At 67.9% G+C, this 16326-nt stretch carries 14 protein-coding genes; 11 read left to right on the top strand and 3 right to left on the bottom strand.

What is annotated here, in order from left to right; all coding sequences use genetic code 11:
- Positions 1–9 precede the first annotated feature (9 nt).
- Both ACWGKS_RS11840 and ACWGKS_RS11835 read right to left on the bottom strand, forming a co-directional pair.
- The gene (locus ACWGKS_RS11840) at positions 10–876 is read right to left on the bottom strand and encodes a hypothetical protein (RefSeq protein WP_452522562.1); all 867 of its coding nucleotides are present in this window, start codon (positions 874–876) and stop codon (positions 10–12) included.
- A 150-nt stretch (positions 877–1026) separates the two neighbouring features.
- Positions 1027–2271 (bottom strand): hypothetical protein, encoded by a 1245-nt coding sequence (locus ACWGKS_RS11835; protein ID WP_358509490.1) that lies wholly within the window; start codon positions 2269–2271, stop codon positions 1027–1029.
- Between the two features lie 111 nt (positions 2272–2382).
- Here ACWGKS_RS11835 and ACWGKS_RS11830 point away from each other — a divergent pair, with 111 nt between their 5' ends.
- The 10 genes from ACWGKS_RS11830 (at position 2383) to ACWGKS_RS11785 (ending at position 13082) form a co-directional block, all read left to right on the top strand.
- Positions 2383–3732, top strand: coding sequence for a bifunctional folylpolyglutamate synthase/dihydrofolate synthase (locus ACWGKS_RS11830; RefSeq protein WP_358509493.1), 1350 nt, complete (start codon positions 2383–2385; stop codon positions 3730–3732).
- Between the two features lie 34 nt (positions 3733–3766).
- Positions 3767–4171 carry a DUF4233 domain-containing protein gene (locus ACWGKS_RS11825; protein WP_358509496.1) on the top strand — a complete coding sequence of 135 codons (405 nt, stop codon included), beginning with the start codon at positions 3767–3769 and terminating at the stop codon, positions 4169–4171.
- Between the two features lie 158 nt (positions 4172–4329).
- Positions 4330–4734 carry a nucleoside-diphosphate kinase gene (gene ndk, locus ACWGKS_RS11820; RefSeq protein WP_067602072.1) on the top strand — a complete coding sequence of 135 codons (405 nt, stop codon included), beginning with the start codon at positions 4330–4332 and terminating at the stop codon, positions 4732–4734.
- A 254-nt stretch (positions 4735–4988) separates the two neighbouring features.
- Positions 4989–6023 carry a rod shape-determining protein gene (locus tag ACWGKS_RS11815; RefSeq protein WP_358509501.1) on the top strand — a complete coding sequence of 345 codons (1035 nt, stop codon included), beginning with the start codon at positions 4989–4991 and terminating at the stop codon, positions 6021–6023.
- Position 6024: 1 nt separating this feature from the next.
- Complete coding sequence (mreC, locus tag ACWGKS_RS11810) at positions 6025–6924, top strand: rod shape-determining protein MreC (RefSeq protein ID WP_358509504.1); 900 nt, start codon at positions 6025–6027, stop codon at positions 6922–6924.
- Positions 6921–7481 (top strand): rod shape-determining protein MreD, encoded by a 561-nt coding sequence (gene mreD, locus ACWGKS_RS11805; RefSeq protein WP_358509507.1) that lies wholly within the window; start codon positions 6921–6923, stop codon positions 7479–7481. Before mreC ends, mreD begins: the two co-directional genes overlap by 4 nt.
- A gap of 4 nt (positions 7482–7485) precedes the next feature.
- A complete protein-coding gene (mrdA, locus tag ACWGKS_RS11800; RefSeq protein WP_358509510.1) occupies positions 7486–9591 on the top strand; it encodes a penicillin-binding protein 2 in 2106 nt (701 codons plus the stop codon).
- A complete protein-coding gene (rodA, locus tag ACWGKS_RS11795; RefSeq protein ID WP_452522558.1) occupies positions 9591–10769 on the top strand; it encodes a rod shape-determining protein RodA in 1179 nt (392 codons plus the stop codon). Before mrdA ends, rodA begins: the two co-directional genes overlap by 1 nt.
- 190 nt (positions 10770–10959) lie before the next feature.
- Positions 10960–12900, top strand: coding sequence for a TIGR03960 family B12-binding radical SAM protein (locus tag ACWGKS_RS11790; protein WP_358509516.1), 1941 nt, complete (start codon positions 10960–10962; stop codon positions 12898–12900).
- A complete protein-coding gene (locus ACWGKS_RS11785) occupies positions 12897–13082 on the top strand; it encodes a hypothetical protein (protein ID WP_358509519.1) in 186 nt (61 codons plus the stop codon). The genes ACWGKS_RS11790 and ACWGKS_RS11785 overlap by 4 nt, the downstream gene beginning before the upstream one ends.
- 71 nt (positions 13083–13153) lie before the next feature.
- On the opposite strand, the gene ACWGKS_RS11780 is transcribed toward ACWGKS_RS11785, so the two are convergent.
- Entirely contained in the window at positions 13154–14770 is a 1617-nt protein-coding gene (locus ACWGKS_RS11780) for a recombinase family protein (RefSeq protein ID WP_452522555.1), read from the bottom strand.
- A gap of 774 nt (positions 14771–15544) precedes the next feature.
- Here ACWGKS_RS11780 and ACWGKS_RS11775 point away from each other — a divergent pair.
- On the top strand, positions 15545–16324 hold the full coding sequence (locus tag ACWGKS_RS11775; protein ID WP_358512928.1) for a TIGR03936 family radical SAM-associated protein: 780 nt from the start codon (positions 15545–15547) through the stop codon (positions 16322–16324).
- Positions 16325–16326: the final 2 nt, after the last annotated feature.

The raw sequence follows: 16326 nt of genomic DNA, 5'->3' as shown, positions 1-16326 counted from the left end.
AACCGGGTTCTACTCCCGCTCGAAGAGTTCCTCGGCCCGGTCGACCTTGGCCGCCGCCAGGACCCATCGCCGCAGAGTCTTCAGATCCGTACAGGATTCGATCCGTGTGCGAACCTCGGGGGTGATGGTGAGCCCGCGAGCCTGCAGAAAAGTGATGACGTTCTCGGCGGCCTCGATGGATCGACCTTCCTCGCGACCGATCCCGACGTACTTGCGGGCGAAATCGCTTTGCCACTCGTAGGTTTCCACGGCCATCAAGTCCTCCAGCTCCTTCCGAGCGGCCTCGTTGAGGCCGGCGAGCACATAGTCATAATAGAAGGTCCGATTTTCCGGGGTCGTGGAGTTCAAAGCCTCCACCACGACCTTCAGGGCTTCAGGGTCGTGGTCGGCGTGCGCCCTGGCGGACAGCAGCGCCAGTTCGGGAAGTTTCCGAGCTTCTTCCTTCTCGATGATCCTTGGTGTGTCGCTTGGCCCGATCACCAGAGGTTCCAGGTCGAAACCCGGATGGCCGGTGCGGATCGGCTTGGCGCACCACGACGCGATGGTGTCGGTCGGGCACAGGACCAGGAGCATCGTCGGACACCCCAATCGGACGTACAGGGTGACCAAGTAGGCGGGCCAACTACGGTGCTTTTCTCGGTCATACCCGTGTTGACGTTCGATCACCACCGCCATGACGTTCGTGGTGCCGTCTCGCAACACCACGGCACCGTCGCTGTTGAGTTCCTTGGGGTCGCAGTTGGTCAGCACCGAACTGGTGTTGAGCACTTCGGTGTGTCGCGGGACCTCGAAACCGAGGGATTCCAGTAGTACGGGGGCCATCGCGGGCTGGTTCTGTACCAACCGCAGAGGAATTTCGTGTTCTCGTGTGGGCATGCGGATTCCTGGGGTTCGGACACGGTCGAACAACGCCATGAAGACATTCCGACCTGCGAGGGGTTACCAAGAGTGAGCATGGCGTGATTTCCGGCGGTGCGTCGGTGTTTTCGAGGAATCGACGAATACGGGTATGGCCGGAACCCGAGGTCAGCGAGGGGCGAAGAGGCGATCGGTGGGGGCGTCCAGGACCTCGGTCATACGGCCGGTGAAGTACACCGTGCCCAGGGCCAGGACGCGGTCGCCCAGGGACGCCACGAAGTCCGGGGTGATCCTCTCGGCGTCGATCCGGTCCCAGTGGGCGGGTAGGTCGTGGTCGAAGCGCAGGTGGGCCTCGGGCAAGCGCACGGCGGTGACCGGTGTTCCACCGAGGGCACCTATGGCGCCGGACACGTCCTTGTGGTCGGGCAGGCAGAGCAGCACGTGGTCGACACCGCCCCAACGGGTGTGGGCCCGCGCGAGGGCGGTCGCCACTCCCACGCGGTCGATGGCCGAGTCCACCAGCGCGCGGGCGGTCGCGCTGCCGGGCACGGGATGTTCGGACAGCCGGGCGGGCAGGTTCAGGGTCCCCAGCACCTGGTGCAGACGGTCGGTGGGGGCGGGCCCGTGGCCCAGGAGTTCGAGCGCGCGGGTCCCCGCGGCCACGCCCAGGACACCCGAGGCGGCCGACAGACCCGGGGGACGCAGGGCCGGAGGCGGCGCCGAGCCGGGGAGATCCGGGTCGACGATCTCGGGGGAGACACGGCCGGCGGTGACCTCCGACAGGGTTCGCTCGATGACGGGGGAGACCTCGGGGCTTTGCGGCAGGGAGACCAGGGCCCGGGTGCGCTCACCCGCCACCCGGGTCTTCTCCCGGGCGATCTCGGTCACGGTGTCGCCGAGAACCCCCAGGTGTTCGGCGAAGACCATACCGAGCGCCACGACCTCGGGGCCGACCAGACGTAGCTCGTCCCGGTGACCGCCCATGCCGGCCTCCAGGACACAGACGTCGGCGCCGATCTCACGCGCCTTGAGTAGCCCCGCCACCAGGAACAACCCGCTCGGGGCCAGGTAGCCGCCGTGTTCGGGGAGAGTCCCCCGGGCGTTCTCGATCTCCGCGCCCAAGGCGTCCAGTTCGGTGTCGGTGACGGAGGTCCCGTCCACCCGCACGCGTTCGCGGTACCCCCGAAAGCTCGGCCCGGTCACCAGGACCGTGCGCGCCCCGGCCGCGGACAGGGTCGCCGCGGCCACGGTCGCCGTGCTCCCCTTGCCCTTGGAACCCACCACCCCCAACACCGGGGCGCGCTCGCTGGACAGGCCCAAGGCCGTCAGTAGGGCGGTCGCCCGGTCCAGGCTGCGGGCCTGTCCGGGGGCGCGGCCGGCCCACTCGGAGAAGAAGGGGTCAAGGCTTGGCATGCTCCAAGTATGGTCTCGGTGACATCGGGCTTCGCACGACCGACCCGGAGCCCGGGCCCAGGTGAGGCCGCGTACACTGACGCGGGTGTACACCCCGACCAACGAGACCCTGTGAGCGGCCAGGGCGCCCATGAGCGCTACGCCGAGGTCACCGCGCAGATCCTTTCCCGCGCCCCAGAGACCGACATCGATCCACGCCTGGACCGGGTCCGTACCGTCCTCGACCTCTTGGGCGACCCGCAGCGCAACTTCCGGGTCATCCACGTCACCGGGACCAACGGCAAGACGTCCACGGCACGCATGATCGACGCCCTGGTGCGTGGACGAGGCCTGCGCGCGGGCCGCTACACCAGCCCGCATCTGCGGACGATACGCGAACGCATCGTCGTGGACGGCGAGCCCATCTCCCAGGAGCGGTTCGTCGAGGCCTACGACGACATCCACCCCTACATCGAGATGGCCGACTCGATGAACGACGCCCCTCTGTCGTTCTTCGAGATCCTCACCGTCATGGCCTACGCCGTCTTCGCCGACGCCCCCGTGGACGTCGCCGTGGTGGAGGTGGGCATGGGCGGGACCTGGGACGCCACCAACGTCGTCGACGGAGACGTCGCGGTGGTGACACCCATCGGAATCGACCACACCGACTACCTGCCCGACACCCTCGACGGCATCGCCGAGGAGAAGGCGGGCATCATCAAACCCGACTCCCTCGCCGTGGTCGCGCAGCAGCCGCTGCCCGCAGCGGAGGTCCTGCTCCGGCACGCGGCCGAGGTCGGTGCGACCGTCGCACGCGAGGGTCTGGAGTTCGGGGTGACCTCCCGTGAGGTGGCCGTCGGAGGTCAGCAGATCGTCGTCAAGGGCCTCACCGGGACCTACGACAACCTCTTCCTGCCGCTGTTCGGCGAGTACCAGGCAGGCAACGCCGCCGTCGCCGTCGCCGCCGTCGAGGCCTTCTCCGCCGCCGAGGACGCCATCGGGCTCGATCCCATGATCGTGGCCGAGGCTCTGGCGGGGCTGGAAGCACCCGGGCGTCTGGAGGTCGTGCGCACCAGCCCGACCGTCATCGCCGACGCCGCACACAATCCGGCCGGGATGATCGCCACCGTCGCCGCCGTCGAGGAGGCCTTCGCCTTCTCCCGGCTGATCGGCGTGGTGGCCATCATGGCCGACAAGGACGTCGAGGGGATTCTGGATCCCCTGGAACCACTGCTCGACGAGATCGTCGTCACCCGTAACTCCTCGCCGCGTTCCCTCGAACCGGAGAGGCTGGCCGCGCTCGCCGAAGAGATCTTCGGTGAGGACCGGGTGCACGTGGCTCCCCGACTCGACGACGCCATCGACCGGGCCGTGGGCCTGGCCGAGGCGGAAGGCGAGTTCGGTGGGGTCGGCGTGCTGGTCACCGGTTCCGTGGTCACCTCCGGAGACGTCGTGCACCTGCTGCGCGGCGCCGGCGGATAGCGGGCGCCACGATCCTCCTACGAAGGGAAACACCATGCGCGTGGTCTGCGCCGTAGTGCTCGTGTTCGAGGCCGTAGTGATCGGCCTGGCGATCCCCATCGCCATCCAGCTGGAAGGGGTGGACCCGTCCATCGCCGGCGGGGTGTGGGGCGGCATGGCCGTGGCCGCGCTGCTGCTGTCCGGGTTGCAGAAGTACACCTGGGCGCACTACGCGTCCTGGGCCCTGCAGGCCGCCTTCCTGTTCAGCTCGTTCATGGTCAGTGGCGCGCTGTTGGTCGCGATCGTGTTCGTGTCCCTGTGGGTGGTCGCGGTGATCCTGGGCCGTCGGGTCGACGAGACGCGGGCGGCCCACGCCGCGCGCGCGGAGTCCGTGGCGGGCGAGGGCGCTTCCGGCGGTGAGGACGTGACCACCGCGTCGTCGGGGCCGCAAACGCGATAGTGTGACGCACGTCCGGGCGGGCCAGGAGCCGCGTCGAGCGGGCCTCCCCTCATCCGCCGGTCCCGGACGCACACCCGTACACCCCACCGCGCGCGGCCTCGCCGAGGGCCCAGTGCCGCGTGTGCCGCGCGGGGGTCCAGTGAGGAGTTGAAACGCACGTGGAGCGCACTCTCGTTCTCATCAAGCCGGACGGTGTCCGCCGCAACATCGTCGGTGAGGTCATCTCGCGCATCGAGCGCAAGGGCCTGAACCTGGCCGCCATGGAGCTGCGCACGCTCGATGCCGACACCGCCAAGACGCACTACGAGGAGCACGCCACGCGTCCGTTCTTCGAGTCGCTGGTCGACTTCATCACCGGTGGACCGCTGGTCGCCATGGTGGTCGAAGGCGAGCGCGCCATCGAGGCCTTCCGTGCCCTGGCCGGCGCCACCGACCCGGTGACGGCGTCCCCGGGCACCATCCGCGGCGACTTCGCCCTGGAGGTGCAGCAGAACATCGTGCACGGTTCGGATTCGACCTACTCGGCCGAGCGCGAGATCAAGCTCTTCTTCCCGGACCTGTAAGGGTTGCGGCGCGCCCCTCGTGGGCGACGAGTATCGACGCGACGCGTCCCTTCGGGGGCGCGTTCGTCGTTTCCGGGGCGTTCGGTGGTGTTCTTCGCGCCGTGTGCGCGGAGCGGGGCAACGAATCGGTGTGTTTGCGTAACGGACTAAGTGCCTAGGGTTACGATACGGGGGACTGCATACATAACGTGCCGGAACGACTACGTATGGTCGTCCGCGTTTCCGCGCCTGTAGGGCGCCTCTGAGGACGTTACATGCCGAACAACCTTGCATTTCTAGGCCGGGACATGGCCGTCGACCTGGGTACCGCCAACACGTTGGTGTACGTGCGCGGGCGCGGAATCGTACTGAACGAGCCTTCTGTGGTCGCGCTCAACACATCGAGCGGCAAGATCGTGGCGGTCGGTATCGAGGCCAAACAGATGATCGGGCGCACGCCCTCCAACATCACGGCCATCAGACCGCTCAAGGACGGCGTCATCGCCGACTTCGAGGTCACCGAGCGGATGCTGCGCTACTTCATCCAGAAGATCCACCGCCGTCGCCACTTCGCCAAGCCCCGCATCATCGTCGCGGTGCCCAGCGGTATCACCTCCGTCGAACACCGCGCCGTCAAGGAGGCCGGTTACCAGGCGGGAGCCCGGCGGGTCTACATCATCGAGGAGCCCATGGCCGCCGCGATCGGCGCCGGGCTGCCCGTGCACGAACCCACCGGGAACATGGTCGTCGACATCGGCGGTGGTACCACCGAGGTCGCCGTCATCTCCATGGGCGGGATCGTCACCTCCCAGTCCATCCGGGTGGGGGGCGATGAGCTCGACGAGGCCATCACGACCTTCGTCAAGAAGGAGTACTCCCTGATGATCGGGGAGCGCACCGCCGAAGAGCTCAAGGTGGCCATCGGCTCCGCCTATCCGACCGGGGCGGAGGAGCTGCACGCCGAGGTGCGTGGACGCGACCTCGTCAGCGGTCTGCCCAAGACCATCGTGATGTCCGAGTCCGACGTGCGTCAGGCCATCGAGGAACCGGTCATCGCGATCATCGACGCGGTCCGCACCAGCCTCGACAAGTGCCCGCCGGAGCTGTCCGGCGACATCATGGACCGCGGAGTGGCCGTGACCGGCGGCGGCGCGTTGCTGCGCGGCCTGGACGAACGACTCCTCCACGAGACCGGGATGCCCATCCACGTCGCCGAGAACGCGCTCGACTCGGTCGCCATCGGCTCCGGCACCTGCGTGGAGAACTACGAGCGCCTGCATCAGGTCCTCGTCCCGGAACGGCGGCGTTGACATGCTGAGCGACACCACGCGGTCCCGGCTGGTCCTCGCGGTGCTGGCCGCGATCGCCCTGGTCCTGCTGGTCGTCGACGCGCGTCCCGGCAGTGATCCGGTCACCTCGATCGCCCGCAGCGGTGGCGAACTGGTCTTCGCGCCCACCGCCGCCGCCGTCGGTCTGGTCTCCGGGCCGTTCGTTCGTGTCCACGAAGGATTCAGTGCCGGGCCGGAGGCGGCCGACCGCATCGGCGAGCTTGAGGACGCCAACGCCGAGCTGGAGTCCGAACTCCAGGCCGCCCGGATCGACGACCATCGCGCCGACAGGCTCGACGACATGCTGCACCTGTCCGGCCTCGGCTCCTACGAGGTCGTTCCGGCCCAGGCGGTCACCCGCACCACCGCGCGCGGCTACGCGCACACCGCGACCCTGGACGCCGGCACGGATTCGGGCATCGAAACGGACATGACCGTGGTCAACGGCGACGGTCTGGTCGGTCGGGTCATCGAGGCCGGTCCGCGCACCGCCACCGTCAAACTCGCCACCGACGTCGACTCCTCGGTCGGCGCCCGCCTGGAGGAGTCCCGCAAGATCGGCGCGATCACCGGGGGGAGCGTCCCCGGTGGTCCCGAGGCCGACATGACGTTGGAACTGTTCGACCTGGAGGCGCCCATCGACCAGGGCGACCGGGTGGTCACGCTCGGCTCGCACGAGGGCGCGCCCTTCGTTCCGGGGGTGCCCATCGGAACCGTCGACGAGGTGGAGGTGGCGCCCGGCGCGCTCAGCCGGATCGCCAAGATCACCCCGGCGGTGGACTTCGCCGCCCTGGACGTGGTGGGAGTGGTCGTCAAGGGTCCGTCCGAGGACCCGCGCGACTCCCTCCTGCCGCCCAAGCCCGAACCGGAGGGGGACCAGTGAGGTCCGTCGCAACCCTGCTCATGGTGGCCGTCGCGGTGCTCGTCCAGGCCACCATCGTCAACCGGCTCCCGTTCGACTGGGGGCCGGGGCCCGACCTGGTGCTGGCCGCCGTGGTGGCGGTCGCCCTGACCACGAGCCCCGCCGCGGCCGCCGGTTGCGGTTTCGCGGCCGGACTGGCCATGGACGTCCTGCCGCCCGCCGAGCACCCCATGGGCCGCTACGCCCTGGTGCTGTGCGTGGCCGCCTACCTGGTGGCCCTGTTGCGCGCCAACACCGGTCTGGGAGGTTCGGTCGGAGGCCGGATCCCTTGGTGGACCGCCCTCGGCGTCGTGGCCGTGGGCTCTCTCATCGTAGGACTCGGGTACGCGTTCATCGGGCTGGTCATGGGCGACGCCCACGTGACCGTGGGCTCGGTGGCCGCCAACGTCGGAATCGGTACCTTGGCGACCACTCTGGTCGCCCCGTTGGTCACCCTGCCGGTCTTGGGCGCGCGATCCATGTTCACCGAGGAGGACTTCGCGACCATCCAGGGACCGACCTCCGTGGGCAGGTGGTGACGTCGTGCGCAAACCACCGATCGACCCCAGGCTCCCCGGCCCCAAACTCGGCCGGGCCGGTCTGCTCTTCGTCCAGTTCATGGTGCTGATCATGTTCGCCGCCCTGGTGGGTCGTCTTTGGTACCTGCAGGTGCCCATGGCCGACCACTACCGGGAGCTCGCGGTGGCCAACCACCACCAGCAGTTGGTCGTGCCGGCCACCCGAGGCCAGATCCTGGACTCGGCCGGGCGACCCCTGGTCAACAACCGCACCGAACTCGTCGTCTCCGCCGACTACCACGAGCTCCAGGCGATGGAGGACGGCGGCGAGAAGGTCCTGACGGACCTGGCCGAGGTCCTCGACGTCCCCGTGGAGGACCTCCAACAGCGCGTGCGGTTGTGCAGCCCCGAGGTCGAGCGCCCATGCTGGCCCGGTTCGCCCTACCAGCCCGTCACCCTCGCAGAGGGGATCGAGGGCCAGGTGGCACTGCAGATCATGGAGAGCTCCGAGGACTTTCCCGGCATCACCGCGCAGGCCCAGGCCTCGCGCGAGTACCCGCAGGGCGAGCACGCCGGACAGATGCTCGGCTACCTCCAGCCCGTCACCCAGGAGGAACTCGACGCCCGGGAGGAGTTGCGCACCCGCTTCACCGGAATCGACCAGGTGGGCCGGGACGGCCTGGAGGCCGTCTACGACCAGGAACTGCGCGGCACCGCCGGTCTTCGCACCCTGGGCGTGAACAACCACGGCGAGGTCATGGACGTGATCTCCGACGAACTGCCCGTGGCCGGCCGCCACATCGTCACCCACATGGACATCGAGGTGCAGAAGGCCGCCGAGGAGGCGCTCGCCCGGGGAATGGAGGGCGCACGACCCAAGTACCGCGCCGACTCCGGCGCCGCCGTGGTCCTCGACGTCACCAACGGTGGAGTCGTCGCCATGGCGAGCCTGCCCACCTACGACCCGAGTATCTGGCAGGGCGGGATCGACCAGCAGACCTTCGACGACATCCTCAGCGAGGAGGCGGGCGAACCCCTGCTCTCCCGAGCCGTTCAGGGCACCTACCCGCCCGGCTCCACCTTCAAGGTGTCGTCGATGTCGGCGGCGGCCGAGAACGGTTACTCGCTGCACGACAGCTACGCCTGCCCCGGTTCGGTCAGTCTGGCCGGGCAGTCCTACGAGAACTACGCGGGCGCCGGACAGGGCAGCATCAGTCTGAAGCAGGCCATCGTCAAGTCCTGCAACACCGTCTTCTACAACTTCGGTTACCAGATGTGGCAACAGGACGGCGGGCTGCATCCCGACGGTGAACCGAAGGAAGCGATGGCCGAGATGGCCCGCGGCTACGGATTCGGCTCGCCGACCGGGGTGGACCTGCCCTACGAGACCGGTGGTCGCATCCCCGACCGCGAGTGGAAGCGCACCTTCTGGGAGGAGACCCGGGAGGGTAACTGCGCCCGCGCCGACGAGGGATACCCGGAGATCGCCGAGACCAACCCATCGCACGCCTCCTACCTTCAACGACTCGCGCACGAACACTGCGTCCAGGGTTTCGAGTGGCGTGCCAACGAGGCCATCAACTTCTCCATCGGACAGGGCGACGTGCTGGTGAGCCCGTTGCAGCTGGCCTCCGCCTACGCCGCCATCGCCAATGGCGGGACCCTGTACGAGCCGCGCGTGGCCAAGGCCCTGGTCGCCGCGGACGGATCCGACGTGGAACCCATCGAACCGACGGTCAAGGGCGAGCTTCCCGTCAGCGACGAGACCCTTCGCTACCTGCAGGAGGCGCTGACCGAGGTGACCAAGACGGGTACCGGTGGCGGTGCCTTCGGCGACTTCCCGCAGGACGAGGTGTCCGTGGCGGGCAAGACCGGTAGCGCCGACGCCGAGCAGCGCCAGGTGTCGTCCTGGTTCGCCTCCTACGCCCCGGCCGACGACCCGCAGTACGCGGTGGCCGTCCTGGTCTCCCAGGGCGGTACCGGTGGCGAGACGGCCGCGCCCATCGCCCGCGAGATCTACGAGGCCATCTACGGGATCGGGGACGGAAAGGAACTGCTGCCCGACGGCAAGCCCCACTCCGACCTGCCCACCGTTCGTTCGGACGGTTCCATCGACTCGCTGGAGCCCTGATGGACACCTACAGCGGAACGTCCCGGCGACGGAACCTCGGCCGGACCGCCGCCACCGCGATGGGGAACGCTCGACGCCTCGACTGGGTCCTCGTCCTCTCGGTGCTCTTCCTGGGAGCCATCGGGGCGCTGCTGGTGTGGTCCGCGACCCTGCCGGGTGACGGGGGAGACCCCCGTGACTCCATGGACGCGCTCCTGCGCCACCTGGCCCACCTGGCGGTGGCGTGGGTGGTGTGCCTGGTCGTGGCGACGATCGACTACCGGACGGTGCGTGCCTACGCGCCCATCGTCTACGCGGTGACGGTCATCGCCCTGGTCCTGGTGCTCACCCCGTTGGGTGCGGTCGTCAACGGGTCGCGGGGCTGGCTCGTGATCGCCGGGTTCCAGTTCCAGCCCAGCGAACTCGCCAAGATCGGACTGGTCCTGGTCCTGGCCACCTTCCTGGGCGAACCCCGGGACGGCGAGACCCGGCCGATGAGCCGCGACGTGCTGCTGTGCGTGCTGGTCGTGGCGATCCCGCTCGCCCTGGTCATGCTCCAACCCGACCTGGGCACCACCCTGGTGCTGTGCGCGACCTTCCTCGGCATGCTCACCCTGTCGAGGGCGCCCCTGGTGTGGGTGGGGAGCATGCTCGCCGTCGGGGCCGCCGGCGCGTTCGCCGTGTGGTGGTTCGAGATGTTGGAGCCCTACCAGGTCGACCGCATCGCCACCCTGATGGACCCGGCCGCCGACCCGCAGGGCTCGGGATACAACTCCGCCCAGGCCCTCATCGCGGTGGGGTCCGGCGGATTCGACGGCACCGGCCTGTTCCAGGGCGAGCAGACCCACGGCCGGTTCGTACCCGAACAGCACACCGACTTCATCTTCACCGTGGCGGGGGAGGAACTCGGGTTCGTCGGGGCCGCCGCGATCATCGTGCTGATGGGCGTGATCGTCTGGAGGATCCTGCGGATCGCCCTGGGTTGCGACCTGCCCTACCCGCGGATGCTGTGCGTGGGAGTGGCCGCCTGGTTCGCGTTCCAAGGCCTGATCAACATCGGTATGTGCCTGGGCGTGGTGCCCGTGACCGGTCTTCCACTGCCGTTCGTCTCCTACGGCGGTACCGCGATCATGGCGAACATGCTCGCCCTGGGGCTGGTGTTGGGCGTCAACTCCCGCGACCGCGGTTTCGAGTACTGAGCCAGTTCGGTCCGGGCCCCGCCAGGGGCGCACCCGACAGGGACCCGGACCGAAGACCCTGTGGAAAACCGGTCGGAGGCCCCCTTCGGCGGTAGCCTGGGAGATCCACCGCGCGTGGGTGATACCGGCCCCGCGGGTATCCGGCCAGGAGCCGGGCAGACACGATGTCCGCCGATCGAAGGCACACACCATGTCCGTCGAAAGTCTCTTCCCACGTATCGAACCCCTGCTGAATCGGGTGAGCAAACCCATCCAGTACGTGGGCGGTGAGCTCAACTCCGTGGTCAAGGAGTGGGACGACACCCGGGTCCGTTGGGCGCTGATGTACCCGGACGCCTACGAGGTGGGCGTACCCAACCAGGGCGTGCAGATCCTGTACGAGATCCTCAACGAACGCGAGGGGGTCCTGGCCGAGCGTGCCTACGCCGTCTGGTCGGACATGGAGGGGCTGATGCGCGAGTACGGCATCCCGCAGTTCACGGTCGACGGTCACCGCCCCGTACGCGCCTTCGACGTGCTCGGACTGAGCTTCGCGAGCGAGATGGGCTACACCAACATGCTCACCGCGCTGGACCTGGCCGGTATCCCGCGCCGCTCAGCCGACCGCACCGAGGACGACCCGATCGTGCTGGCCGGCGGGCACGCGGCCTTCAACCCCGAACCCATCGCGGACTTCCTGGACGCAGTGGTGCTGGGCGATGGCGAGGAGATCACCCTGGCCGTCACCGAGATCATCCGGGAGTTCAAGGAGGAGGGCGAACCGGGTGGGCGCGACGGACTGCTGTCGCGCCTGGCCGCCACCGGCGGGGTGTACATCCCGCGCTTCTACGACGTGGGCTACCACGACGACGGCCGGATCGCCGCCTACACACCGAACCGGCCGGGGGTTCCGGGCACGGTGCAAAAGCACACCGTGATGGACCTGGACGAGTGGCCCTACCCCAAGAAACCCATCGTGCCCACGGCCGAGTCCGTGCACGAGCGCTACAGCGTGGAGATCTTCCGCGGCTGCACCCGCGGTTGCCGTTTCTGTCAGGCCGGGATGATCACCCGCCCGGTACGAGAGCGCAACCAGGACACCGTCCAGAAGATGGTGGAGGAGGGCGTGCGCAACTCCGGCTTCCAGGAGGTCGGTCTGCTCTCCCTGTCCAGCGCCGACCACAGCGAGATCGGTGACATCGCCAAGAACCTCGCCGACGAGTACGAGGGCACCAACACCGGCCTGTCGCTGCCCTCCACCCGGGTCGACGCCTTCAACATCGACCTGGCCAACGAACTCACGCGCAACGGCCGCCGTTCCGGGTTGACCTTCGCGCCCGAGGGCGGCAGCGAACGCATGCGCCGGGTGATCAACAAGATGGTCACCGAAGAGGACCTCATCCGTACCGTCACCGCCGCCTACGCGGCCGGGTGGCGACAGGTGAAGCTGTACTTCATGTGCGGGCTGCCCACCGAGGAGGACGAGGACGTCCTGGCCATCGCGGACCTGGCCACCGAGGTCATTCGGACCGGGCGAGAGGTGACCGGGCGCAAGGACATCCGCTGCACGGTCTCCATCGGCGGGTTCGTGCCCAAGCCGCAGACACCGTTCCAGTGGGTCGGCCAGACCTCCCACGAGGACGTGGACGCCAGGTTGCGCAAGTTGAGGGACCGACTGCGCGGTGACCGCAAGTACGGGAGGTCGATCGGTCTGCGCTACCACGAGGGCCGACCATCGATCATCGAGGGACTGCTGTCCCGCGGCGATCGCCGTGTGGGTCGGATCGTGGAACAGGCCTGGGAGGAGGGCGGCCGCTTCGACGGCTGGAGCGAGCACTTCTCCTACGACCGTTGGAAGAAGGCGGCCGAGGTCGGCCTCGCCGGTACCGGGGTGGACCTGGACTGGTTCACCACCCGAGATCGGGACGAAGACGAGGTCCTGCCCTGGGACCACCTGGACGCCGGGCTGGATCGGGCCTGGCTCTGGCAGGACTGGCAGGACTCCCTGCACGGCGAGGAATCGCTGGAGGTCGACGACTGCCGCTGGAACCCCTGCTACGACTGCGGCGTGTGCCCCAGCATGGGCTCAACCCCACAACTGGCAGACCTTGACAGGAAGCTCCTGCCCCTGACGGTGGTGAACCGCCGATGAACAGGGCTTTCGACCACGTCGCCGAACAGTTCATGACCCTGTCCGAGGCCGAGCAAAAAAATCTTCTCGCCGGCCTCCCGTTCACCCGCAGGCCCGAGCCCGAGCGGTTCCACAGCGCCCCTCGTGAGATCCCAGAAGCCCACTCCGAGACCGAGGTGACCTTCGAGGTGGAATGGGGATAGCCAGAGCTGGGCGGCCCAAAGAGGCCACCTGAAACACAAAAGAGCCCCCGGCTGCAAGCTTGCGTTCCTGTCTAGAACACTTCAGCGAAGTCGTTGTTCTTGACGACCAGGCGCTTGCGCACGTCCTTGGGGATCTTCAGCTTCAGGTGCACCTTCGGTGCCCGCTTCTTCGGGACCTTGATCCGGGTCACCTCGCAAGTGATTCCGGCGCGCAGGAGGTCTTGAGTCATGGTCTCCATGCCCCCCTCCTCCCAGTGCCGGCGGAAGGTCTTGTCGCCCTTCACGTACACCCACCGGTCCTTGGTCGACTCGGGGTCGATGGCCTCCAGATCGGCGATCATCTGGTCGAGCGTGGATTCGGCCTGCTCCCGGGTGAACCTGGTCTTGGTGTACCGGCCGCCGGGCTCCAGCCCCTTCATGTAGTAGGCGATGGCCTCCTCTAACCGCTTGACCTCATTACGGCTCTGCTCGCCGCGTGCGTACTCCCGGGTCTCGACGGGGAAATCGCCGAGCACGGACAGCACCTGCTGGACCAGGCCCTCGTACACCGCGTTGGGGTCGGGGAACCCCAGCCCGCCGCTCTTGCAGCCCTGGCACCGGAGGTAGGCGTAGTCCCCGTGCTTGTTCCGGGTGTGGTGGACGATCGTGTTGGTCCCGCAGTCGATGCACTTCATGACGCCCAGGAACTTCGTCGCCCCGCTCGGCTGCCGGTGAGGCTGGTTCTTGCCTCGCGAGTCGAGCTTCGCCTGCAAGGTGTCCCACTCCTCCTCGGTGAAGATCGGCTCTGTGATCTTGATCGGCTGGGCGTCGTTGCCGAGGATGACCTTCGACCGGCGGATGCCGCCCTGCTTGTCCTCTTCTACTCGGTAGCCGAGGAGGGCAGGGTTGCGGAGCCGGCGGATCATGGTCGACGTGGTCGTCGACTGGGGGACCATCTCGCGCTCCTTCAACCGCCGGACGGTCTCGGAGGTGGACACGTCCTCCTCGACGATCAGCCTCCGTGCCTCGTGTAGCGCCTTGGCCGGCTGAGGGTCGATGGCCAAGGTGGTCTTCCCGTCCTCGCGGCGGGTTGTCTTGTACCCGTAGGCGGGTTTACCGACGACCCAACTTGTCTGCGTCTTGGCGTAATTCCACAGGGACTCGACTCGGGTCTTCGTATTCACCGCCTCGATCTCCGCGACCCCGCCGAGGAGCTGGACCATCATCTTGCCCATGGTCGTTGTCAGGTCGATCGGATCGTGCTTGGAGACGAGGTTCTTCGAGTAGGTCTCGGACCATCGGACCATCGTATTGAGGTCGTTCAGGTTCCGGATGAACCGGTCGAGCTTCCAGAAGAGCAGAGCGTCGAACTCGGGGACGCGGTTGTTCAGCCAGTCGCCGAGCGCCTTTCGCTTCCACGGCGGGACCTTCGTTGCTGACACGTTCAGGTCGCTGGCGACACCTATTACCCGGTGCTCCTTCTCTCGGGCCAGCAGGCGCAGGTCCAGTTCCTGCCGCACGGGAGAGGTGGTGTCGTCGGAGAAAACAGACAGGCGAACCGAGAGCAGGGCGCGAGGGGCATCGGCTGGTAGCCGCTCCTCGGCTTCCTTCAGTTCCGCCAACAGAGCGAGGTCCGCCCCGGTCCATGCTTCGTTCACGTCGTACGCGGCCCGCGCCTTGGTGGGCCGACGATTGGTCTTCCCAGTCATGTGACCAGGCTACGTGTCGGATGTGATCCTGGTGCCATCGGTCACAACATGGGCACCGAGATCCAGATCAACGACGCGGCCGAGGGGCGTCCGACGCTGCCACTGACCGTGCTCTGACCTGTCCCTGATGCGATGAGGGCCCACGTGGGCGCACGGAGCACCGTCCCAGGACCCCGGTGCGCTCGCGTGGGAGGTCACCGAAGAACCGTGTGCGCGGGGTGGGACACAAAGAACCCCAGGGCACTGGTGTGTCCTGGGGTGAAAGAGTAAAGTTCGCGCTCCGGGTGTCTTCGTCCTGCGGTGCGCTCGCGTTCGCTGTGTCCGCGTCGCGCTCGCGTGAGGTTCGGAGTCTCCCGGGAGGAAGGTGTACGGCCCGGCGCCCCGCTCGCGCCGGGCCGTACGTAAAGTAAGACTCGCGGGGGTGCCGGTGGGTTGCCATCGGTTGCGGATTTTCTTTGGATTTTTTTTCCGGCCCTCCGTGTTCAGGTGGTGGACACCGGTTCGGACGACCCTTCGGAATCTGTTCGAGACTTTTCGATTCCAGGTCAGCGGGGCAGGAACCGGTATGTGCAGTCCTGCCGGCGCATGTGCACCACGGCGCACCGTACGCTGAACAGGACGAGGAACAGCCCCTTTCGGGTCGCCACCGACGGCCCGCACAGAGGGGGCATGAGGAAAGGAGTTGAGCTGCCCCCCGCACACGAGGGCACCACCTCACCCTCCACCGCCAAACCCGGCCAACGGCTCCGAGTCCGCTACGCCAAACGTGGACGCATGCGATTCGCGAGTCACCGTGACATCGCCCGGGCCCTGGAGAGAGCCCTACGCAGGGCCTCCCTACCCGTGGCGTTCTCCGCCGGTTTCTCACCACATCCCAAGATCTCCTACACAGGTGCGGCTCCCACAGGGGTCGCCAGTGAGGCGGAGTATCTAGAGCTCACCATGGCCGAGGAGTGCCGACCCGATCAGGTCAGGGACGCGATCGACGCGACCATGCCCGACGGGATCGACGTGCTCGAAGTCGTCGAGGCTCGGGTGACGGGCCTGGCCGACCGGCTCCAGGCCTCCATATGGCGCGTGGAGATGACGGACGTCGACCCCGGCGACGCCGCCAAGGCGGTGGCCGACTACCTGGCCGCCGAAAGCGTCGAGGTGGAACGGATGACGAAGAAGGGCCGACGCCGCTTCGACACCCGCCCGGCCGTACTCGGTATCGACGTGTGCGACGGTCCCCATGGGCGCGCCCCAGGGGAGCGACACACGACATATGCCATACTTCGAATGGTCGTACGGCACACGACACCTGCTGTCCGACCAGACGACGTATTGACCGGCCTTCGCCACGTGGCCGACCTCGCGCCGCCGTCATCACCCACGATGACCCGGCTGGCGCAGGGGCCGCTGGACGAGGTGACAGGTGCGATCGCCGACCCGTTCGACGCGGACCGACCCGAAGCTTCCACCACAGAGAGCACCGGGTCCGCGCACGATGAGACGAACGATCGACGCACCCGAGCACCACGGCCGTCGCCCATGACGGGATCGCGCCCATGAGC

It is taken from the genome of Nocardiopsis sp. NPDC055879 (assembly GCF_053615935.1).
Note: the sequence above shows the minus strand (reverse complement) of the source record. Positions and strands in the feature narration are given on the sequence as shown.